We start from the raw sequence: 22,437 nt of genomic DNA, 5'->3' as shown, positions 1-22,437 counted from the left end.
CGCGCGTGGTCTCCAGCTGGATCCTGCTGCTGGTCTCGGTTGCCTATGCCGCGCTGCTGTTCGGCGTGGCGTGGTGGGGTGACCGTCGGCCGATGTACCCCGACCGGCCGTGGCTGCGGCCGGTGGTCTACAGCCTGGCGCTGGCCGTGTACTGCTCGTCGTGGACGTTCTACGGCGCGGTCGGCACCGCCGTGCGCAACGGCGTGGGCTACCTGCCGATCTACATCGGCCCGCTGCTGCTGCTGTTGTTCGGCTGGCGCATCATCGAGCGCCTGGCGCTGATCGCGCGCAGCCAGAACGTGGTGTCCATCGCCGACTTCATCTCTTCGCGCTTCGGCCGCTCGCGGCGGCTGGCGGCGCTGGTGGCGATCATCGCGCTGATCGGCATCATTCCGTACCTGGCCCTGCAGTACAAAGCGGTGGCGATGAGCCTGCAGGTGCTGACCGGCAACACCGGCCCGACCGGCTTCTTCACCGATCCCGCGCTGTACGTGGCGCTGCTGATGGCGTTGTTCGCCACCCTGTTCGGTACCCGCCAGGTCGATGCCACCGAACACCATCACGGCATGATGCTGGCGATCGCCTTCGAATCGGTGATCAAGCTGTTGGCGATGCTGGCCGTGGGCGTGTTCGCCTACCTGTGGCTGAGCAACCGCACCGACGCGGTGGTCGAGTCGGTGCATACGCTGTTCACCGGCCTGCCGCCGGTGGGTTTCATCTCGCAGACCCTGCTCAGTTTCCTCGCCATCATCTGCCTGCCGCGCCAGTTCCACGTGGCGGTGGTCGAGTGCGGTGACGTGCGCGATGTGCGCCGCGCGCGCTGGATGTTCGGCGGCTACCTGGTGCTGATCTCGGGCATGGTGCTGCCGATCGCCACCGCCGGCGTGACCCTGTTCGGTACCGGCGGCAGCGTCGCCGACGACTCGATGGTGCTGGCCCTGCCGCTGGCCGAAGGCCGCAATGCGCTGGCGTTGATCGCCTATGTGGGCGGCTTCTCGGCGGCCACCGGCATGGTGATCGTGTCGTCGATCGCGCTGGCCACCATGGTCAGCAACGATCTGGTGATGCCGGTGCTGCTGCGTCGCAGTGGCGACCATCAGGAGGCCGCCGACGTCGCCTCGCGCGTGCTGTGGATCCGCCGCCTGGCGATCCTGCTGCTGGCGCTGATGGCCTACAGCTACTACCGCACCAGCAGCAACGACAGCACGCTGGCCTCGTACGGCCTGATGGCGTTCGCGGCGGTGGCGCAGTTCGCGCCCGGCCTGATCGGCGGCCTGTACTGGCGCGGTGCCAGCCGGCGCGGCGTCGAGGTGGGCATGCTGCTCGGCTTCGCCACCTGGCTGTACACCCTGCTGCTGCCGGCGATGACCATGGCCGGCTGGGTCGACGCCGCATGGGTGCAGCACGGCCCGTTCGGCATCGAGTGGCTGCGCCCGCAGCAGCTGTTCGGCATGACCGGCTGGGATCCGCTGACCCACGGCACCTTCTGGTCACTGCTGGTCAACGCGGCGACGATGATGCTGGTGTCTGCGCGCTGGCGGCCCGGTGTCGACGAGCGGCTTCGCGCCGCGCCGTTCCTCGATCCGTATGCCGAGCGTCCGTCGGTGGCCGGTGGCTGGCCCGGTCACGTGCACGTGGGTGACCTGCTGGCACTGGCCTCGCGCGTGGTTGGCGAGCGCCATGCGCGGCGTTCGTTCTTCGAGCAGGCGCAGTCGCTGGGCCGCGAGCTGCAATCCTCGGCGCCCGCGGACCGGCCGTGGGTGCAGTTCACCGAGCGCCTGCTGGCCGCCTCGATCGGTGCGGCGTCGGCACGCCTGCTGCTGACCAGCCTGCTGCGTGGCTCGGGCATGGATCTGGGCGAAGTGGTGGCCGTGCTGGACGAAGCCGGGCAGGAGCTGCGCTTCAACCGCGAAATCCTGTCGACCACGCTGGAGAACATCAGCGCCGGGGTCAGCGTGGTCGATCCGGACATGCGCCTGACCGCGTGGAACCGACGTTACCAGGACATGTTCGGCTACCCCGACGGCATGCTCTACGTCGGCCGCCCGGTGGCCGACCTGATCCGCTACAACGCCGAGCGCGGCGAGCTGGGCGAGGGCGATATCGAAGTGCAGATCAACCGCCGCATCGGCTACATGCGCGCCGGTTCACCGCACGTGTTCGAACGCACCCGCAGCGATGGCAAGGTGATCGAGATGCGTGGCCAGGCGCTGCCTGGTGGTGGCTACGTGACCAGCTACAACGACATCACCGACTACAAGCACGCGGAAAAAGCACTGTTGGAGGCCAACGAGACGCTGGAACAGCGCGTGGCCGAGCGCTCGCATGAGGCCGAGGTTGCGCAGCAGTCGAAGACCCGTTTCCTGGCGGCGATCAGCCATGACGTGCTGCAACCGTTGAACGCAGCGCGCCTGTTCGCTTCGGCACTGCGCGACAGTGATCACGTGAGTGACGAGCAGAAGCATCTGGCCGAGCGTGTGGACGCTTCGTTGCGTGCGGCCGAAGAGCTGCTCGATGGCCTGCTGGATGTGTCGCGGCTGGATGCCGGCGGCCTGCATCCGGTGATCGGCGAGTTCGACGTGAGTGCGTTGATGCGTGAGCTGGCCGCGCAGTACACCCCGGTCGCCGCTGGCCGCGGCCTGCGCCTGGACCTGTTCGCACGCCCTGCGTGGGTGCGCAGTGACCGCCGCCTGCTGCGCCGCGTGCTGCAGAACTTCCTGGCCAATGCGCTGCGCTACACCCGCCAGGGCCGCATCGTGCTGGCCGTGCGCCAGCGCGGCGATGAAGTGGAACTGCAGGTGTGGGATACCGGCCCCGGCATTCCCGAGCACCATATGCGTCAGATCTTCGACGAGTTCCACCGCTACCAGCAACCATTCGACTGGGGCGAACAGGGCCTGGGCCTGGGCCTGTCGATCTGCCAGCGCATCTCGCGCCTGCTCGACCATCGGTTGAACGCACGCAGCCGGGTCGGCAAGGGCTCGATGTTCTCGATCATCCTGCCGCGGGTGGCGCCGCTGCCGGGTTACACCGAGCTGGCCACGCCGGTACAGGCGGTGGCCGCACCGGTACGCAGCGATTCGCTGGCGGGCCTGCGCGTGCTGTGCGTGGACAACGACGAGGAGATCCTTGACGGCATGCGCGCGCTGCTGGGCCGTTGGCAGGTGCAGGTGATCACTGCGGCCACCGTCGACCAGGCGCTGGAGAAGATCGCCGAGCGCCCGCAGGTGATGCTGGTGGATTACCACCTGCACGACCGCATGGACGGCCTGGATGCGCTGGTAGCGCTGCGCGAGGCGGCCGGTTACCCGCTGCCGGGCGCACTACTGACCGCCGATGGTCGCGACGAGCTGAAGCGGATGGCGCGCGAACGCGGCTACCGCGTGCTGACCAAGCCGATCAAGCCGGCCTCGCTGCGCGCCTTCCTGGGCGCGCTGCGCGATGCTCAGTAGTGACGGCCGCTTGGCAGTAGATCCACGCCATGCGTGGATGTGATGCACTGGTAGTGCCGGCCGCTGGCCGGCAACCACGCAATCGCTCGCCTCCGGCAAGTTACCCCACGCCGTGCAGGTGTTCGTACAGGATCGTCGCGCCGATGATCACCAGGATCACGCCGCCGATGATCTCGGCACGCTTGCCGACCATGCTGCCCAGCACGCGGCCGAGCATGATGCCGACGGTGACCATGGTCAGCGTGCACAGGCCGATCACCAGTGCCATCACGCCGATATGCACGTCCATGAAGGCCAGGCCGATGCCCACCGCCATCGCGTCGATGCTGGTGGCGAAACCGGTCAGCGCCAGCTTCCAGAAGCCGTGGTGCTGCGAGGGGTCTTCGTCTTCGTCGGCACTGTCCGGGCGCAGGCCGTTGTAGATCATGTGGATGCCCAGTGCGCCGAGCAGGCCGAAGGCGATCCAGTGGTCGAAGGCTTCGACGTACTGCAGGGCGGCGCGGCCGAGCAGCCAACCGATGATGGGCGTGATCGCCTCGATGACGCCGAAGATGATGCCGGCACGCAATGCATCACGGAACACCGGCTTGCGCATGGCCGCACCCTTGCCGATTGCAGCGGCGAAGGCATCGGTGGACATGGCAAAGCCGATCAGGAGGATCGAAATGGGGGACATGGGCGGCGGCTGAGGTCGGGCGAGGACGGACGCACGGCCTGCGCTCGCGCCCAACCTGACGTTGCGCGCGCGGGCCGCTGGTCTCGCCAACCATCATGGTTGTCCACGCCACGGCGCACTGGCCGAGTATGTTGACGTGGACGATTCCTGCGTAGGAATCCGGCTACTCCCCAAGGGGACGCGCAGCTTAGCATCGCGATTCACGCGCGGCGCATTTCCAGCGAAACGCGCAGGCAGGGCTGGTTTGTATAGCGATGGCTATATCGAGAGCGCAGCGGTACCTGGTAGTGCCGGCCGCTGGCCGGCAGGTGCACCATCAAAAGCGTGCCAAGCAAGCTTGGCACCTACCGGAGCAGTGCCTGATGGTGCTGTGCCATGCCTGGAGGCCTGGGACCATCCGGACAGCCTTCGCGAACGAAAGCGATCAACGTGCGGATACTTTCGATTCTGTTGAGGGCAGGGCGAGAGGTTGCTCAACGGCTGGGCGGGTCATTGAACTGATCTGGAACTGACACCAGTCACGCATGATCTGCAGATTCGCAACCCGCTGCGGATCGTCCTCCCCGCTGGGCCCCACTGCACGAATGCGCAATGCAGCGATGCTTCTCTCGAGATCGTCGACATGGGTGAACAACTGCTCATTGGCTGCATATTCAAGATCGGCGAAGAGCCGCTGGTACCTTGAATAGCCGAGATCAGGCATGAACCTGCCACTCACGCGCCAGGATTCATATCGGAAGCACTGGACTACACCAATCTTCAAGCCGTCGGTATCGATCAGTGTCCAGGTGTCCATCGTTCCGGGCGGGAAGTTGGAACTTCCAGCTTGAGACCGAATCCATCATCCCGCCAGAGCTGATTGCGTCATCGGCGGGGCTGGGCAAAAGTGCCAAGCAAGCCTGGCACCTACCGAAGCGATTTCAGGCGGCTTCAGGCCAATGCCGGCCAGCGGCCGGCACTACCTTCAGTCTTCTTCCGGCGGCAGCACGATGGCGTCGTCGTCGATCGCCAGCTTGCCGGCCATCAGCACGGCCTGGGTGCGGTTGGTGACGCCCAGCTTGCGCAGGATGGCGGTGACGTGGGCCTTGATCGTCGCTTCGGACACGTTGAGGTCGTAGGCGATCTGCTTGTTCAAGCGGCCGGCGCCGAGCATCTGCAAAACGCGGAACTGCTGCGGGGTCAGCTCGCGCAGGCGCTGGCCGACTTCGCGTTCCTCGCTGCCGGTGGGCGGCACGTTGTGCGCTTCCGGCGGTGCCCAGGTCTCGCCATCGAGGATGGTGCCCAGCGCGTGGCCGATGGTGTCCGAATCCGCAGACTTCGGAATGAAGCCCAGCGCGCCGTGGTCGAGCGCGCGGCGCATCACCGTGGCTTCTTCGCGCGCGGACACCACCACCACCGGCAGCTGCGGATGCAGCGAGCGCATGTGCACCAGCGCGTTGAAACCCTGCGCACCGGGCATGTTGAGATCCATCAGGACCAGGTCGGCGTCGTTGTGCTGGTCGGCCAGCGCGTACAGCGCTTCCACGCTGTCGGCTTCGAACAGCTGCACGCCGGGGATGACCCGCTGTACCGCCCCACGCAGGGCTTCGCGGAACAGCGGGTGGTCATCGGCAATCAGGAGGGTGGTCATGGGTCGAGCTTATCGATCAGGGAAAAGAGCGACGTGATGGCAGGTGCAGGACGGGTCGGACACGGCCGGGTCCCTCCTCCCGGCCACGTCCCTGGCGCGTCCTGCGCCTGCGGTCACACCATCAGCGCACCTTGCGCTCGTCCACCAGTGACGCCACCACCGACGGATCGGCCAGGGTCGAGGTGTCGCCAAGCTGGTCCGGTGCGTTCTCGGCGATCTTGCGCAGGATGCGGCGCATGATCTTGCCCGAGCGGGTCTTCGGCAGGCCCGGCGCCCACTGCAGGTGGTCCGGCGTGGCGATCGGGCCGATCTCCTTGCGTACCCAGGCGACCAGTTCCTTCTGCAGCTCGTCGCTCGGAGCTTCTTCGGCCACCAGGGTGACGTAGGCGTAGATGCCCTGGCCCTTCACGTCGTGCGGGAAGCCGACCACGGCCGCTTCGGCCACCTTCGGGTGCGAGACCAGCGCGCTTTCCACTTCGGCGGTGCCGATGCGGTGGCCGGACACGTTGATCACATCGTCCACGCGGCCGGTGATCCAGTAGTAGCCGTCTTCGTCGCGGCGGCAACCGTCGCCGGTGAAGTAGCTGCCCGGGTAGGTGCGGAAATAGGTATCGATGAAACGCTGGTGGTCGCCGTACACCGTGCGCATCTGGCCCGGCCAGGAATCGCGGATGATCAGGTTGCCCTCGGTCGGGCCGTCCTGGATCTCGCCATCGGCGTTGACCAGCGCCGGCTGCACGCCGAAGAAGGGCAGGGTGGCCGAGCCGGGCTTGAGGTCCATCGCGCCGGCCAGCGGCGAGATCAGGATGCCGCCGGTTTCGGTCTGCCACCAGGTATCGACGATCGGGCAGCGGCTGTCGCCGACCACCTCGTAGTACCAGCGCCAGGCTTCCGGATTGATCGGTTCGCCGACGCTGCCGAGCAGGCGCAGCGACGCGCGCGAGGTCTTCTTCACCGGCTCTTCGCCTTCGCGCATCAGTGCGCGGATGGCGGTCGGGGCGGTGTAGAAGATGCTCACCTTGTGCTTGTCGATGACGTTCCAGAAGCGCGAGGTGTCGGGGTAGTTCGGCACGCCTTCGAACATCAGCGAGGTCGCGCCGTTGGCCAGCGGGCCGTACACGATGTAGCTGTGGCCGGTGACCCAGCCGACGTCGGCGGTGCACCAGTAGATGTCGTCCTCGCGCAGGTCGAACACCGCTTCATGGGTGTACGCCGCGTACAGCAGGTAGCCGCCGGTGGTGTGCAGCACGCCCTTCGGCTTGCCGGTGGAACCGGAGGTGTAGAGGATGAACAGCGGGTCTTCCGCGTTCATGCGTTCCGGCTCGCAGGTGGCCGGCTGGCTGTCCACCACATCGTGGAACCAGCGGTCGCGCGGCGCCTGCATGTCGACCGCGCCGCCGGTGTGACGCACCACCAGCACGGTTTCCACGGTATTGGTGCCGGGCAGCTTCAGCGCAGCATCGACGTTGGCCTTCAGCGGAATCCTGCGGCCACCGCGCAGGCCCTCGTCGGCGGTGATGATCAGCTTGCTCTGGCAGTCGCTGACGCGGTCGGCGATCGAGTTCGGTGCGAAGCCACCGAACACCACCGAGTGGATCGCACCGATGCGTGCGCAGGCCAGCATGGCCACGGCGGCGTCGACGATCATCGGCAGGTAGATGGTGACCCGATCGCCCTTCTTGACCCCGAGGTTGCGCAGCGCGTTGCCGAGGCGGCAGGTGCGCTCGTACAGCTCGCGATAGGTCACGTGCTGCGCCGGTGCGTCCGGGCCGTCCGGCTCGAACAGCAGGGCGGTCTTGTCGCCACGCTTCTCCAGCTGGCGGTCCAGGCAGTTCACGCTGGCATTGAGCTCGCCATCTTCGAACCACTTGATGTGGAAATCGGACAGGTCGTAGCTGACGTTCTTGATCTTCGTCGGCTTGCGCATCCACTCCAGGCGCTCGGCGGCCTTGCCCCAGAAACCATCCGGGTCGGTCACCGACGCCTGGTACTGCTGTTCGTACGACGTCTTGTCGATGCGTGCCTTGGCGGCGAACTGCGGATCGACGGGGTAGATATCAGCCATGGCACCCTCACTTGCACGTTGACTTTGTATGTGCGGTCGCAGCATCGCAGCGACCGATCCCCTTCAGTTTGCCCCATCCACCCCCGGCCGCGTCACCACTCTGGTTAGACCATGGTCGAAAGTGAGCGCCCAGCAGGGCCGGGTTCGACCAATGGCGAATAGCCGCTATACATAATCGCCCCGCAGTCTCGGCTCGACCGTGCCCCACGCGCGGCATCACCTTGCCACTTGGGAGAGAGGGCAACATGAGCCACCGTACGTTGAAAGCCGTGCGCAAACCTTTGGCGGCCTGCCTGTTGGTCGCCCTGGTCGCACCGGGCATGGCGTTCGCTGAGACCGCCAAAGAGAAAGCGCTGGAAGCACGCGTTGCCGAACTGGAACGCCAGGTCCAGCTGCTGCTGTCTTCGCAGCAACAGCAACAGACCCAGATCAGCCAGACCCAGCAGGCGGTGACCGAAGTCCGCACGGTGCAGGCCGAGCAGAAGCCGGTCGCCTCGGTGCCGGCGGGCAAGCAGCCGATCCAGGTCACCACCATCACCCCGGGCGCCGCGCCGGGCACCACGGTCAAGATCGGCGGCTTCATCAAGGCCGATTTCCTCGCCACCCAGACCAGCGATGGTCAGCTGGCCGACGACGCCACCGGCCGCTCGCTGTACCTGCCGGGCCAGACCCCGGTGGAAGGCGCCGGCGGCAGCGGCAAGCGTTCGGGTACCGACTTCAATGCCCACGCCAAGTTCTCGCGCTTCAACCTGGGCATCGACAACGTGAGCGAATCGGGCAACAAGGCCGGTGCGTTCTTCGAGATGGACTTCTTCGGCAACTCGCTGGGCAACCAGACCGCGACCAATACCTACGGTGTGACCCTGCGCCACGCCTACATGTACTGGAACAACTGGATGGCCGGCCAGACCTGGTCCAACTTCATGGATGCGGCCGCACTGCCGGAAGCGGTCGACTTCGTCGGCCCCACCGACGGCGTGATCTTCGTGCGCCAGGCCCAGGTGCGCTACACCCAGGGTGGCTTCAGCGTCGCGCTGGAAAACCCGGAAACCACCACGCTCACCGGTACCCGCAACCCGGTTACCGGCGCCTGGACCAACGCCAGCGCCAACTCCGATCGCGGCAGCCTGCCTGATCTGACGATGCGTTACGGCTGGAAGGGCAACTGGGGCACCTTCGGCGTCGGCGGCATCGTCCGTCAGCTGAAGGTCGACAACCAGGCCACCGGCGCCAAGGCCGACAAGGTGGCCGGCGGCCTGACCCTGGGCGGCAAGTGGGTGATGGGCGACAGCGATTCGCTGCACTACCAGCTGACCGGCGGCGAAGGCATCGCCCGCTACATCGGCCTGGGCATCACCGCCGATAGTGCCTACGACGTGGCCCGCGACGAGCTCAACCCGACCGGCGTGCTGGCCGGCTACGTGGGCTGGCGGCATGCGTTCTCGCCGAAGCTGCGCACCAACCTGATCTACGCGCGCAGCGACTACGACAACGACAGCATCCTCGGCCCGCTGGTGACCAAGAGCGTGCAGAGCATCCGCGGCAACATCTTCTATTCGCCGCTGCCCAAGGTCGATATCGGCGCCGAGCTGATGTACGGCCGTCGCGAAGTGGAGAACGGCAACAAGGGTGACATCACCCGGTTGCAGTTCACCACGAAGTACAGCTTCTAAGAGCGTGCCGGCCAGCGGCCGGCACCTACCGAATTGTGTGCCGACCAACGGTCGGCACCCACCGACCCAGGTCGGCATCTACAGAGGGAAAACGTCCCATGTCCAGCACTGCATCCAGCCCGCACAATGCGGCGGGCACCCTGACCAAGGGCCACAAGAAGGTCATCTTCGCCTCGAGCCTCGGTACGGTCTTCGAGTGGTATGACTTCTTCCTGTACGGCTCACTCGCCGCCATCATCGCCAAGCAGTTCTTCAGTGGCGTCAATGAAACCACGGGCATGATCTTCGCCCTGCTGGCGTTCGCTGCCGGCTTCTTCGTGCGTCCGTTCGGTGCGGCCTTCTTCGGCAGCCTCGGCGACCGCATCGGCCGCAAGTACACCTTCCTGGTCACCATCCTGATCATGGGCATCTCGACCTTCCTGGTCGGTGTGTTGCCCAACTACGCCTCGATCGGTTTCGCCGCACCGGTGATCCTGATCATCCTGCGCCTGGCCCAGGGCCTGGCGATGGGCGGCGAGTACGGCGGTGCCGCCACCTACGTGGCCGAGCATGCGCCGGACGACAAGCGCGGCCTGTACACCAGCTTCATCCAGTGCACCGCCACGCTCGGCCTGTTCATGTCGCTGCTGATCATCCTGGCCTGCCGCTACTTCCTCGGCAACGAAGCCTTCGAAGCCTGGGGCTGGCGTATTCCGTTCCTGGTCTCGATCCTGCTGCTGGGCGTGTCCGTGTGGATCCGCCTGCAGCTGAGCGAATCGCCGCTGTTCCAGCAGATGAAGTCCGAGGGCAAGGGTTCCAAGACCCCGTTCCGTGACAGCCTGAAGGGCGGCAACCTGAAGCTGATGCTGCTGGTCCTGCTCGGCGCTGCGGCTGGCCAGGCGGTGGTCTGGTACGGCGGTCAGTTCTACGCGCTGTTCTTCCTCAGCAGCATGCTGAAGGTCGATGCCACCACCTCCTACCTGCTGATCGCGGCCGCGCTGGCACTGGGCGTGCCGTTCTTCATCTTCTTCGGCTGGCTGTCCGACCGTATCGGCCGCAAGAAGATCATCCTCGCGGGCTGCCTGCTGGCCGCCGTCACCTACATCCCGATCTTCAAGGGCCTGACCCACTTCGCCAACCCGGCCATCGAAGAAGCCCGCAGCAGCTCGCCGGCCCTGGTCGTGGCCGATCCGGCCACCTGCTCGTTCCAGTTCGATCCGGTCGGCCTGCGCAAGTTCACCAGCTCCTGCGACGTGGCTACCGCCGCGCTGACCAAGGCCGGTGTGCCGTACGACGTGCAGCCCGCCGCCGCCGGTTCGCTGGCGATGGTGAACGTGGGCAGCGCCAGCGTCACCTCGTATGAGGCCGCCGGCCTGACCAAGGAAGACGGCAAGGCCAAGGCCGATGCGTTCGGTGCGGAACTGAAGACCGCCCTGACTACCGCCGGCTACCCGGCCAAGGCCGATGGCGCACGCATCAACATCGCCGGCACGATCTTCATGCTGTGGCTGCTGGTGCTGTACGTGACCATGGTCTACGGCCCGATCGCCGCCTACCTGGTCGAACTGTTCCCGACCCGCATCCGCTACACCTCGATGTCGCTGCCGTACCACATCGGCAACGGCTGGTTCGGTGGCTTCCTGCCGGCGATCTCGTTCGCGCTGGTGGCCGGTACCGGCAACCTGTACTACGGCCTGTGGTACCCGATCATCATCGCGCTGATGTCGGTGGTGATCGGCGGCTTGTTCCTGCGCGAGACCAAGGACGTGGATATCACCAAGTAATCGGCGTGCCGACCAACGGTCGGCACCCACCGGGTTTCAGGGGCCGCGGTGCAGACCGCGGCCCTCTTTTTGGTAGTGTCGGCCGCTGGCCGGCAAATGCACGATGTCTGCCGGAGATCCATGGGGCTGCCGGCCAGCGGCCGGCACTACCCTTGCGTTGCACAGCACGCCGTATAGTCGGCCCATGACCATCACCACGCCGACCGAGCTCCCCGCCATCCTGCACACCCTGCGCAGCGCGTGGCAGTCGCAGCGCCCGTCGCTGGACCAGCGCGAGAATGACCTGCGCCGCCTGCGCGAGGCGCTGAAGCTGCGCCTGGACGAAATGGCCCAGGCCATCGCCGAGGACTTCGGCCACCGCGCCCACACCGAATCGAAGCTGGCCGATGGCATGAGCGTGCTGTCGGCCATCGACCACCTGCGCCGCCACCTGCGGCACTGGTCGAAGCCGCAGCGGGTGGGCGCTGGCTGGCGACTCTGGCCGGCGCGCGCGCAGTTGCGGCAGACGCCGCTGGGCGTGGTCGGGGTGATCTCGCCCTGGAACTACCCGGTTACGCTGGCACTGGTGCCGCTGGCCACCGCCATCGCCGCCGGCAACCACGTGTTGCTCAAGCCTTCGGAACACACGCCGCGCACCAGTGCATTCCTGGTCGATCTGCTGGCCAGCGTGTTCCCGCCCGATCGCGTGGCGGTGGTGCAGGGTGGGGCGGATGTGGCGGCGGCGGTGTCCTCGCTGCCGCTGGACCATCTTCTGTTCACCGGCTCGACGGCGGTTGGCCGCAAGGTGATGGCTGCCGCCGCCGAGCATCTGGTGCCGGTCACGCTGGAACTGGGCGGCAAGTCGCCGGCCATCGTCTGCCGCGATTTCCCGCTGGACAAATCCGCTGCGCGGCTGGCTACCGGCAAGTGGTTCAACGCCGGGCAGACCTGCATCGCGCCGGATTACGTGCTGATCGATACCGTGCGTCAGCGTGAGTTCGTGCAGGCGCTGCAGCAGCAGGTACGCGAGCGCTACGGCGATTTCAGCAGCGCCGACGACTACACGCGCATCATCAACGAAAGCCAGTACCGGCGCCTGCAGGGCTATCTGGCGCAGGCGCGCGAACGCGGCGTGCCGGTAATTCCGTTGGCGCAGGTGGATGATGCGCGCGCCGACCGCGAGCGTCTGCTGGTGCCCACCGTGGTGCTGGACCCGCCGGACGACCTGGACCTGATGCGCGAGGAGATCTTCGGGCCGATCCTGCCGGTGCGGGCGTACCCGGATCTGGATGCGGCGCTGGCCGACGTGCTGTCCCGCGACCGGCCGCTGGCGCTGTATCCCTTCAGCCATGACCGGGCCACGGTGGAGCGCATCCTCGGCCAGGTGGTGGCCGGTGGGGTGACGGTCAATGACACGCTGCTGCATTTCGCTGCCGATGGCCTGCCGTTCGGCGGGGTGGGGGCCAGCGGCATGGGCGCGTACCACGGCCGGGCCGGGTTTGATGCGATGAGCAAGCGGCTGCCGGTGCTGTGGCAGTCGCGCTGGGCAGCCAGCGACCGGCTGCGGCCGCCGTATTCGAAGATTGCGGGGTTGTTGAAGCTGCTGCTTCGGTAGTGCCGGCCGCTGGCCGGCAACTGCAGGGTCTTGCCGACGGTTCATGGGGTTGTAGGCCGGCGTGTGCCTGCAAGGTAGGTGCCAACCCGCGCGGCCCCTTCCGGTGGGTGCCAACCTGGGTTGGCACGCGTGAACCCCATGCGCCAACCAAGGTTGGCGTCTACCAAACCTGGGCCGGGTAGAATGCCCCCATGAAGATCGCCTCGTGGAACGTCAATTCGCTCAATGTCCGCCTGCCGCACCTGGAGCAGTGGCTCAAGGACTTCGGCCCGGACATCGTCGGTATCCAGGAAACCAAGCTGGAGGACCACAAGTTCCCCGATTCGGCGCTGATCGCCGCGGGCTACCGCAGCGTGTTCGCCGGCCAGAAGACCTACAACGGCGTGGCGCTGCTGTCGCGTGAGCCGGCGCAGGACGTGCAGATCGGTATTCCCGGCTTCGAGGACGAGCAGAAGCGCGTCATCGCCGGTACCTTCGGCGACCTGCGGGTGATCAACCTGTACGTGGTCAACGGCCAGGACATCGGCACCGACAAGTACGACTACAAACTGCGCTGGTTGGAGGCGGTGCATGCGTGGATCGCCGAAGAACTGCAGCGGCACCCGAAGCTGATCGTGATGGGCGACTTCAACATCGCCCCGGACGCGCGCGATGTGCACGACCCGGAGGTGTGGAACGAAAACCACATCCTGACCTCCACCTCCGAGCGCGGCGCACTCAACAAGCTGCTGCAGCTGGGCCTGCACGATGGCTTCCGCCTGCACAACGACGAGGCCGGTGTGTTCAGCTGGTGGGATTACCGTGCCGCGGGCTTCCGCCGCAACCTGGGCCTGCGCATCGACCTGACCCTGGTTTCCGACGCGCTGAAGGGCAGTGCGGTGGCCTCGGGCATCGACCGTGAGCCGCGTACCTGGGAGCGCCCGAGCGACCATGCGCCGGCGTGGGTGCAGTTGGGTTGAACGAACTGGGCCCGACGATTGCCGGGCCCGTTCTGAAACGTCTGCCGGCCAGCGGCCGGCACTACCCTCAGATCACCGTATGCTCTTGCGGGTGAACAGGTTGACGATTGCCAGCAGGATCACCGCACCGATCAGCGAGAACAGGAAGGTGCGGATGGTGATCGCTTCGTTGATGCCGCCGCCGAACAGCCAGCCGGAAATCAGCGCGCCGACGATGCCGACCACGATGTTGAGGATGATGCCCTGCTGGGCATCGCGCTTCATGATGATGCTGGCCAGCCAGCCTACGATGCCGCCGACGATCAGCCAGATGATGATGCCCATGATCGAACCTCCGGTGGGGAACTGTGACCAGTTGACGCGCACGGCCGTGAACCCGTCGTGGAATTGCGTGATGGGCGCGTGCGGATGAGCCTGCCAGCCACCCTCGACGGCCCGTGGCGCTTCGGTCCGGTGACGGTCTGGCGGCGCCCGCACGTGCCGGGCCACCGCGGCGAACCGCAGGCGCGGCAGGTGCTGGCGCAGGCGCTGGGCGCCGACCCGGACACGCTGCCGCTGGTCCGCGATGACAAGGGCCGGCCGGAGCTGAGCGGCGCGTTGGCCCACTACGGCACCGGCTGGAGCCACAGCGGCGAGGTGCTGCTGGTGGCGCTGGGCGAGGGCGTGCGGTTGGGCGTCGACCTGGAACTGCTGCGCCCGCGGCCGCGTCTTCTGGAAATCGTGCAGCGCTTCTTCCACCCCGAGGAAGTGGCCTGGCTGGAAAGCCTGGACGAGGCCGGGCGCGAGCACTGGTTCTTCCGCGTGTGGTGCGTCAAGGAGGCCATCCTGAAGGCGCACGGGCAGGGCATCTCGTTCGGCCTGCACCGCCTGCAGTTGGCACCGGGGGCCGATGGCGCCCTGCACCTGCGCTGGTGCGACCCGGAACTGGGCGAGGCCGCGCGCTGGCACCTGCACGAATGGCAGGCCACCGGCCAGTTCCGTGCGGCATTGGCCTGGTATCCACACTGAAGCGGGGAATCAGCGCGCAAAACCGGCGATAATGGCGGCATGAGCGAACACCCACTTCCCGCCAGCGTGGCTGCCACGCTGGAACAGGGCCTGGCCAGCATGGGCCTGGACGCCGCGCTGGCGCCGCCGCTGCTGCGTTACCTGGCCCTGCTGCACCGCTGGAACGGCACCTACAACCTCACCGCCATCCGCGATCCGCAGGAGATGGTCACCCGCCACCTGCTCGATTCACTGGCGATGCAGCCGTTCGTGGCCGATGGCAGCCTGGCCGACCTCGGCACCGGTCCCGGCTTGCCCGGCATCCCGCTGGCGATCGCCTGCCCGGGCCTGCAGGTCACCCTGGTGGAGAGCAACGGCAAGAAGGCGCGCTTCATGCGCGAGGCCGTGCGCCAGCTCGGTCTGGGCAATGCCCGCGTGGCCGAATCGCGCGCCGAGGCGCTGGACGAAGCTGGCCACTACGACCAGCTGACCGCGCGTGCGATGGACACCCTGGCCGGCATCGTCCGCGTCGGTGGCCATCTGTTGCGCCCCGGCGGCGTGCTGTTGGCCATGAAGGGCGTCTACCCGCATGAAGAGATCGCGGAGCTGCCGGCTGGCTGGCAGGTGCGCGAGGTGACCCCGTTGAGCGTGCCCGGCCTGGCCGGCGAACGCCACCTGGTCACTGTTACAGGTCCCTGATTCCCGTCGCCAGCCCCTTGTGGAACAAGAGGTTGGCGATCCACGATTTCCGCAAGGGCCCGGTTGTACGCATAATGACCGGTCCCAGCACACGTCGACGAGGCACACCCGCATGGCCCGCATCATCGCCATCGCCAACCAGAAGGGTGGCGTCGGCAAGACCACGACCGCCGTCAACCTGGCCGCTTCCCTGGCCAACGCACCCAAGCGCGTGCTGTTGGTCGACCTGGATTCGCAGGGCAACGCGACCATGGGCAGTGGCGTGGACAAGCGCGAGCTGGTCTCCTCCACCTACGATCTGCTGCTGGGCGAGTCCAGCGCCGCCGATGTGCGCGTGCAGACGGCCGAAGGCTACGACCTGCTGCCGGGCAACATCGACCTGACCGCGGCCGAGATCCAGCTGATGGCGCAGAGCGAGCGCGAGCAGCGCCTGAAGCGCGCGCTGGCACCGATCCGCGACGAGTACGACTACATCCTGATCGACTGCCCGCCAGCGCTGTCGCTGCTGACGCTCAACGCGCTGGCCGCCGCCGATTCGGTGATCGTACCGATGCAGTGCGAGTACTACGCACTGGAAGGCCTGAGCGCGCTGGTGGAAACCATCGAAGCGCTGCGTGCCAACCTCAACCCGGCGCTGGAGATCGAAGGCGTGCTGCGCACCATGTTCGACGTGCGCAACAACCTGGCCAACGCGGTCTCGGCCGAGCTCACCGAGCACTTCGGCGACCGCGTGTTCCGCACCATCGTGCCGCGCAACGTGCGCCTGGCCGAGGCGCCCAGCCATGGCCAGAGCATCGTCGGCTACGACCGCGCCTCGCGCGGTGGCGTGGCCTACCTGGGCCTGGCCGGCGAGATCATCCGCCGCAACAACGAACGCAACAAGGCCGCCAAGGCCGTGGAGACCGTCTGATGACCAGCAGCAAGCCGGCAGCCAAGAAGCGAGGCCTCGGCCGTGGCCTGGATGCCCTGCTCGGTCCCAAGGGGGCGGTCAGCCAGGTGCAGGCCACCACTGCGGTGATCGAGCCGCTGCCGGGTGAGGTGCTGCGCAAGCTGGCCGTCGGCCAGCTGCAGCCGGGCAAGTACCAGCCGCGCCGCGAGATGGACGAGGGCAAGCTCTCCGAGCTGGCTGATTCGATCAAGTCGCAGGGCGTGATCCAGCCGATCCTGGTGCGCCAGCTGCCGGCGGGCAACTACGAGATCGTCGCCGGTGAACGCCGCTGGCGCGCCTCGCAGCTGGCCGGCCTGGACGAAGTGCCGGTGGTGGTGCGCGAGCTGGAAGACCGCACCGTCATCGCGATGGCGCTGATCGAGAACATCCAGCGCGAAGACCTCAACCCGCTGGAAGAAGCCGAAGCGCTGCAGCGCCTGATCAGCGAATTCACCCTGACCCATGCCGAGGCTGCCGAGGCCGTCGGCCGCTCGCGTGCGGCGGTGTCCAACCTGCTGCGCCTGCTGGAGCTGCCGGTGGCAATCCGCCTGCTGCTGGAAACCCGCCGCCTGGAAATGGGCCATGCCCGTGCGCTGCTGACCCTTGCCCCCGAGCTGGCCGGCAAGCTGGCGCAGGAAGCGGCCGATGAAGGCTGGTCGGTGCGCGAGGTCGAGCGCCGTGCGCAGGCCTTCGCCGCCGGCAAGGTGCCGAGCAACCGCCCGGTCGCCACACCGAAAGTGCAGCAGGCCGACATCGCCTCGCTGGAAACCGAACTGTCCGAAACGCTGGGTGCCAAGGTGGCGATCAGCCACGGCCGGGGCGGCAAGGGCAAGCTGATCATCCATTACACCGACCTGGATACCCTGGACGGCGTGCTGGAAAAACTGCGTACGCGCCAGGGCTGAGCCCGGCGCAGCGCCAGGGGATGCGGCCTGTTCCTGCCGTGTCCCGCGAATGACAGGGAACGTACCGCCGCGCGCGCCGTGGGATGTACTGCCTTCCGGCCCGTGGCCTCATCCAGGGAGCAGGACATGAGCAACGAATACGAGTACGAGGACGTCAGCCCGGACGGTACCCAGATACTGAGGCACCGGCGCGAAAAGGACTTTGTGCTCGCCATCGGCGAAGAGCAGCACATCGAAGCGATCAGCGGCCATATCGAGCGCCATCTCGGACCGATCGCCACGGTCCTGCACGAACTCATTTCCGACCTGGTGCACATTGATGTGCACGTGGTGCCGGCCAATGACCACTGCCCGTACCTGCGCCTGGTCACCTCCGGCATGAGCGACCTGCCGATGACCGTGCCCGCCGACGTGGACGCGGATGTGCCGCGCTACATGGAGCTGATGGTGACCCTGCCGGCCGACTGGCCGATGTCCCAGGACGCCTTCGAGGACGAGCGCAATTACTGGCCGGTGCGCCTGCTGAAGGGCATGGCGCGGTTGCCGCATGAGTACGACACCTGGCTGGGCTTCGGCCACACCATTCCCAACGGCCATCCCAGCGAGCCTTATGCGCCCGGAGCAGGCTTCGACGGTGCCATCGTGCTGATGCCGGTGACTGCTCCGGAGGACTTCGCCACGCTGGAGCTGGAGGATGGCAGGACCATCAGCTTCATGAGCCTGGTTCCGCTGTATCCGGAAGAGATGGACCTGAAGCTGAAGAAGGGCGCCGACGCCCTGCTCGACCGCTTCGATGCGAAGCAGATCAACGATGTGATCGAGCCGGGCCGGGTCAACGTCGCCAGGAAGCGTTTCGGTTTGTTCTGAGACCGGTAACATCAGGGGCCTGAATTTCTGCTTCCGGGCCCCTGCCATGACCATCCTGCTTACCGGCGCTGCCGGCTTCATCGGTGCCTACACCGCCCGCGCGCTGCTGGAGGCGGGCCAGCCGGTGGTCGGCCTGGACAACTTCAACGACTACTACGACCCGCAGATCAAGCGCGACCGCGTGGCCGCGCTGTGCCCGACGCTGGACCTGCGCACCCTGGACCTGACCGACCAACAGGGCCTGGCTGCGCTGTTCGACGAGGTGAAGCCGACCGCGGTGATCCATCTGGCTGCACAGGCGGGCGTGCGCTATTCGCTGGAGAATCCGCAGGCCTACGTCGACAGCAATCTGATCGGCTTCGTCAACATGCTCGAGCTGTGCCGCCACCGTGGCGTGCAGCACCTGGTGTATGCGTCGAGCAGCTCGGTCTACGGTGATTCGGCCACGCCGCCGTTCTCCGAGGACCAGCGCGTGGACCAGCCGCGCTCGCTGTATGCGGCCACCAAGGCGGCCAACGAGCTGATGGCCTACACCTACGCGCAGCTGTACGGCCTGCATGCCACCGGCCTGCGCTTCTTCACGGTGTATGGCCCGTGGGGCCGGCCGGACATGGCACCGTTGCTGTTCTCGCGCGCGGTGCTGGCCGGGCGGCCGATCGACGTGTTCAACGAAGGCCGCATGCAGCGCGACTTCACACATGTCTCCGACATCGTGTCCGGTATTCTCGGCGCGCTCGCGCATCCGGCCGATGGTCCGGTACCGCACCGGGTGTTCAACCTCGGCAACCATACGCCGGTCGAGCTGGAGCGCTTCATCAGCGTGATCGAGCAGGCCGCCGGTCGCCCCGCGCAGAAGGTCTACAAGCCGATGCAGCCGGGCGACATGGTGCGCACGATGGCCGATACCCGGCGCGCCCATGACGCATTCGGCTTCGACGCGGTGACCCCGATCGAAGCAGGGTTGCCCCCCGTCGTGCAGTGGTGCCGCGAGTATTTTGGCGACCGCGCCTGAGGAGGGATCCTCACACAGCCGGATTCATCTTCGGATAACCTCGGCTTCGGAGAATGCGCGGTCTTTGTCCCCCTTTGGCCGAGTGCCTTATGAGCCAACCCGAGCTTTCCGTTGTCGTCCCGGTGTTCAACGAACGCGACAATGTCGCCCCGCTGGTTGCCGAAATCACCGCCGCACTGCGTGGACGGCTTCCGTTCGAGATCGTCTACATCGACGACCACTCGCGCGATGACACCCTGGCGGTGCTGCAGGGCCTGAAGGCGACCACCCCGGAACTGCGGGTGCTGCACCATGTGAATCAGAGCGGGCAGAGCACCGCCGTGCGCACCGGCGTCAAGCACGCACGTGCGCCGTGGATCGCGACCCTGGATGGCGACGGGCAGAATGATCCGGCCGACATTCCCAAGCTGCTGGCGGCGCGCGATGCCGCCGAGGCACAGGTGAAGCTGTTCGCCGGCTGGCGCGTCAACCGCCAGGACAGTGGCAGCAAGCGCTGGGCCAGCAAGTGGGCCAACGCCATCCGTGCACGCATGCTGCGCGACGATACGCCCGATACCGGCTGCGGCATCAAGCTGTTCGAGCGCAGCGCGTTCCTCGACCTGCCGTATTTCGACCACATGCACCGCTACCTGCCGGCGCTGATGCAGCGCGCCGGCTGGAAGACCACCAGCGTGCCGGTCAACCACCGCCACCGTACCGCCGGCGTTTCCAAGTACAACAACTTCGGCCGCGCCCTGGTCGGCATCCGTGACCTGCGTGGCGTGGCCTGGCTGATCACCCGCAGCAAGCGCACCGCGGTGGAGGAGCGTTGATGGATCTGGAGCTGCACTGGCTCGACCAGCCGCTGACCTGGCTGTACTGGACCGGCCTGCATGTGACCGGCTGGAAGCTGATCGGCTATACCGGCGCGCTGATGTTCGGGGGCCGCTGGCTGGTCCAGTTCATCGCCTCCAAGCGTGCGGGCAAGCCGGTGATCCCACGCCTGTTCTGGTACATGAGCGTGGTCGGCAGCCTGATGACACTGAGCTACTTCCTGTTCTCGGCCAAGCAGGACTCGGTGGGCGTGCTGCAGAACCTGTTCCCGGCGTTCACCGCGCTGTACAGCCTGCAGCTGGACATCAAGCACCGGGGCTGGAAGCGGGACAAGGCCAGCCACTAGGTCTTCGGGGCCTCATCCGGTAGCTGCCGACCTTGGTCGGCAGATATGTATCCGGGCCCGGCCCATCCACGCATGGCGTGGATCTACTGCTTGCCTGGCTACCGTGCCTGGTAGCTGCCAACCTTGGTTGGCACACGGGGAAATCCAGCGCCAACCAAGGTTGGCCGCTACCGGGGCCCCGGCCTGCTGCGCAGGCAGGACCTTCGTCCCATGCCACGGGCCGTGGGCGGTGCCATCATCGGGGTCTGCCTTCCCGGGAACCTGTGCTCGTGAAAACCCGTCTTGCCGTTGCCCTGCTGATCGCCCTGTCCGCCCCTGCCGTAGCCCTGGCCGCGCCGCCCGCCGCCGCCCCACCGGCCAGCGTGGCCACCGAATCGCCCGCCGATGCCGCCTTCCGTGCGGTGTACGAGAAGGAATGGAAGTGGCGCCAGGAGGGCGGCGGCGAGGCCAGCGAGGACGAGGACGCGCCAGCCAACGCCACCCGCATGCCCGACGTCGGCCCGGCCGCGCAGCAGGCGCGCCTGAAGGTATGGGATGAAACCCTGGCTGCGCTGAAGAAGATCGACCCGAAGACCCTGTCGCCCGACAACCAGATCAACTACGCGATCTACCGCGATCAGGTGTTCAACCTGGCCGAAGAAGTGCGCCTGCGTGGCTACGAGATGCCGTTCAACGCCGACTCCTCGTTCTGGTCCAACCTGTCCTTCATGGCCCGGCGCGAGATGAAGACCGTGCAGGACTACCAGAGCTACATCGCACGCCTGAACGATGTACCGCGTTACTTCGGCCAGCAGACCGAAAACATGCGCGCCGGCCTGAAGCGAGGTTTCAGCGTGCCGCGCGCGGTGCTCGATGGCCGCGAAGTGTCCATCGCCACCGTCGCCGAGCTGATGGATCCCACCGAGTCGCCGCTGTACGCGCCGTTCAAGAAGCTGCCCAACAGCATCCCGGCCGCCGAGCACGCCAGGCTGCAGGCGCAGGCGCGGGAAGCGATCAGTGGCAAGGTGGTGCCGGCGTTCCAGCAGCTGCGCACCTTCTTCGTCAGCGAGTACGTGCCGCAGGCGCGTACCACGCTGGCCGCCGAAGCGATGCCGGGCGGCAAGGCGTACTACAAGCAGCAGATCCACGAATACACCACGCTGGACCTGTCGCCGGACGAGATCCATCGCATCGGTCTGGATGAAGTCGCACGCATCCAGAAGGAAATGAACGACATCATCAAGCAGGTGAAGTTCAAGGGCAGCTTCGCCGAGTTCCTGACCTTCCTGCGTACCGATCCGCAGTTCTATGCCAAGACGCCGGAAGAGCTGCTGTCGCGCGCCGCATGGATCTCCAAGCGGGCCGATGGCCAGCTCGGCAAGTACATGACGTTGCCGCGCGCGCGCTTCACCATCGTGCCGGTGCCGCCGGACATCGCGCCGTTCTGGACCGCCGGCCGCGGTGGCATGGGCACCTACTGGCTCAACACCTACAACCTGCCGTCGCGCCCGCTGTACAACCTGCCGGCGCTGACCCTGCATGAATCCGATCCGGGCCACGCGCTGCAGGGTGCCATTGCCGCCGAGCAGAAGAACCTGCCCGAGTTCCGCCGCAACGCCTATATTTCCGCTTATGGCGAAGGCTGGGCGCTGTACTGCGAGAAGCTGGGCGTGGAAATGGGCATCTACGAAACCCCGTATGAGGATTTCGGCCGCCTGACCTACGAGATGTGGCGCGCCACGCGCCTGGTGATCGACACCGGCGTGCACAGCAAGGGCTGGAGCCGCGAGCAGGCCTTGGCCTACCTGCGTGACCACACCGCGCTGAGCGAGCATGAAGTGACCACCGAAGTGGACCGCTACATTTCCTGGCCGGGCCAGGCCCTGAGCTACAAGCTGGGGGAGATCGCCATCGTGCGCCTGCGTGCGCAGGCAGAGAAGGAGCTGGGCGACAAGTTCGACATCAAGGGCTTCCACGACACCCTGCTCAAGCAGGGCTCGGTGCCCCTGCCGGTGCTGGAACAGCAGATCCAGGCCTACATCGCCGAACGCAAGAAGGCCTGACCGTTGTGTGATCGGGTCAGAGCCCC

Annotated in this window: 19 protein-coding genes and 1 riboswitch; of the genes, 14 read left to right on the top strand and 5 right to left on the bottom strand. The window is 66.7% G+C overall.

Annotated features, from left to right (window positions below):
- Positions 1–5 precede the first annotated feature (5 nt).
- Entirely contained in the window at positions 6–3,452 is a 3,447-nt protein-coding gene (locus ACZK45_RS21435) for a hybrid sensor histidine kinase/response regulator (protein WP_110714185.1), read from the top strand.
- Positions 3,453–3,552: 100 nt separating this feature from the next.
- Here the strand turns inward: ACZK45_RS21435 and mntP are convergent, their stop codons facing one another.
- The 4 genes from mntP to acs form a co-directional block, all read right to left on the bottom strand.
- Positions 3,553–4,128, bottom strand: coding sequence for a manganese efflux pump MntP (gene mntP / locus ACZK45_RS21430; protein WP_478057924.1), 576 nt, complete (start codon positions 4,126–4,128; stop codon positions 3,553–3,555).
- An 88-nt stretch (positions 4,129–4,216) separates the two neighbouring features.
- Positions 4,217–4,306, bottom strand: a riboswitch (yybP-ykoY riboswitch).
- A 246-nt stretch (positions 4,307–4,552) separates the two neighbouring features.
- Positions 4,553–4,924, bottom strand: coding sequence for a hypothetical protein (locus tag ACZK45_RS21425; RefSeq protein WP_478445240.1), 372 nt, complete (start codon positions 4,922–4,924; stop codon positions 4,553–4,555).
- A 168-nt stretch (positions 4,925–5,092) separates the two neighbouring features.
- Positions 5,093–5,758 (bottom strand): response regulator transcription factor, encoded by a 666-nt coding sequence (locus ACZK45_RS21420; protein ID WP_005420420.1) that lies wholly within the window; start codon positions 5,756–5,758, stop codon positions 5,093–5,095.
- 121 nt (positions 5,759–5,879) lie between these two features.
- Positions 5,880–7,823, bottom strand: coding sequence for an acetate--CoA ligase (gene acs / locus ACZK45_RS21415; protein ID WP_049462254.1), 1,944 nt, complete (start codon positions 7,821–7,823; stop codon positions 5,880–5,882).
- A gap of 245 nt (positions 7,824–8,068) precedes the next feature.
- Between acs and ACZK45_RS21410 the strand changes: the two genes are divergently transcribed.
- The 4 genes from ACZK45_RS21410 (at position 8,069) to xth (ending at position 13,812) form a co-directional block, all read left to right on the top strand.
- Positions 8,069–9,496 (top strand): DcaP family trimeric outer membrane transporter, encoded by a 1,428-nt coding sequence (locus ACZK45_RS21410; protein WP_071229448.1) that lies wholly within the window; start codon positions 8,069–8,071, stop codon positions 9,494–9,496.
- Positions 9,497–9,594: 98 nt separating this feature from the next.
- Positions 9,595–11,259, top strand: coding sequence for an MFS transporter (locus tag ACZK45_RS21405; RefSeq protein WP_049399160.1), 1,665 nt, complete (start codon positions 9,595–9,597; stop codon positions 11,257–11,259).
- Positions 11,260–11,443: 184 nt separating this feature from the next.
- Positions 11,444–12,853: a coniferyl aldehyde dehydrogenase gene (locus ACZK45_RS21400; RefSeq protein ID WP_478445239.1), complete on the top strand. Its 1,410-nt coding sequence runs from the start codon at positions 11,444–11,446 to the stop codon at positions 12,851–12,853.
- A 191-nt stretch (positions 12,854–13,044) separates the two neighbouring features.
- Complete coding sequence (gene xth / locus ACZK45_RS21395; RefSeq protein ID WP_478445238.1) at positions 13,045–13,812, top strand: exodeoxyribonuclease III; 768 nt, start codon at positions 13,045–13,047, stop codon at positions 13,810–13,812.
- A gap of 72 nt (positions 13,813–13,884) precedes the next feature.
- Here the strand turns inward: xth and ACZK45_RS21390 are convergent, their stop codons facing one another.
- Positions 13,885–14,136: a GlsB/YeaQ/YmgE family stress response membrane protein gene (locus ACZK45_RS21390; protein WP_005411656.1), complete on the bottom strand. Its 252-nt coding sequence runs from the start codon at positions 14,134–14,136 to the stop codon at positions 13,885–13,887.
- 84 nt (positions 14,137–14,220) lie between these two features.
- Between ACZK45_RS21390 and ACZK45_RS21385 the strand changes: the two genes are divergently transcribed.
- The 9 genes from ACZK45_RS21385 (at position 14,221) to ACZK45_RS21345 (ending at position 22,411) form a co-directional block, all read left to right on the top strand.
- Positions 14,221–14,820: a 4'-phosphopantetheinyl transferase family protein gene (locus tag ACZK45_RS21385; protein WP_049399162.1), complete on the top strand. Its 600-nt coding sequence runs from the start codon at positions 14,221–14,223 to the stop codon at positions 14,818–14,820.
- A 39-nt stretch (positions 14,821–14,859) separates the two neighbouring features.
- Positions 14,860–15,498 (top strand): 16S rRNA (guanine(527)-N(7))-methyltransferase RsmG, encoded by a 639-nt coding sequence (gene rsmG, locus ACZK45_RS21380; RefSeq protein WP_012512505.1) that lies wholly within the window; start codon positions 14,860–14,862, stop codon positions 15,496–15,498.
- A 112-nt stretch (positions 15,499–15,610) separates the two neighbouring features.
- The gene (locus tag ACZK45_RS21375) at positions 15,611–16,408 is read left to right on the top strand and encodes a ParA family protein (protein ID WP_032128472.1); all 798 of its coding nucleotides are present in this window, start codon (positions 15,611–15,613) and stop codon (positions 16,406–16,408) included.
- Positions 16,408–17,331, top strand: coding sequence for a ParB/RepB/Spo0J family partition protein (locus ACZK45_RS21370; RefSeq protein ID WP_049413186.1), 924 nt, complete (start codon positions 16,408–16,410; stop codon positions 17,329–17,331). Before ACZK45_RS21375 ends, ACZK45_RS21370 begins: the two co-directional genes overlap by 1 nt.
- A gap of 126 nt (positions 17,332–17,457) precedes the next feature.
- Positions 17,458–18,198 carry a suppressor of fused domain protein gene (locus ACZK45_RS21365; protein ID WP_032128474.1) on the top strand — a complete coding sequence of 247 codons (741 nt, stop codon included), beginning with the start codon at positions 17,458–17,460 and terminating at the stop codon, positions 18,196–18,198.
- A 46-nt stretch (positions 18,199–18,244) separates the two neighbouring features.
- Positions 18,245–19,210, top strand: coding sequence for an NAD-dependent epimerase/dehydratase family protein (locus ACZK45_RS21360; RefSeq protein ID WP_049399164.1), 966 nt, complete (start codon positions 18,245–18,247; stop codon positions 19,208–19,210).
- 89 nt (positions 19,211–19,299) lie between these two features.
- Positions 19,300–20,022: a glycosyltransferase family 2 protein gene (locus ACZK45_RS21355; protein WP_478445237.1), complete on the top strand. Its 723-nt coding sequence runs from the start codon at positions 19,300–19,302 to the stop codon at positions 20,020–20,022.
- Complete coding sequence (locus tag ACZK45_RS21350) at positions 20,022–20,369, top strand: lipid-A-disaccharide synthase N-terminal domain-containing protein (RefSeq protein ID WP_005414908.1); 348 nt, start codon at positions 20,022–20,024, stop codon at positions 20,367–20,369. Before ACZK45_RS21355 ends, ACZK45_RS21350 begins: the two co-directional genes overlap by 1 nt.
- 269 nt (positions 20,370–20,638) lie before the next feature.
- Entirely contained in the window at positions 20,639–22,411 is a 1,773-nt protein-coding gene (locus ACZK45_RS21345; protein ID WP_478445236.1) for a DUF885 domain-containing protein, read from the top strand.
- Positions 22,412–22,437 lie beyond the last annotated feature (26 nt).

Source organism: Stenotrophomonas sp. 63632_Sma, from assembly GCF_056482875.1.
The sequence above is the reverse complement of the archived record's forward strand: the minus strand, read 5'-3'. Positions and strand labels throughout refer to the sequence as shown.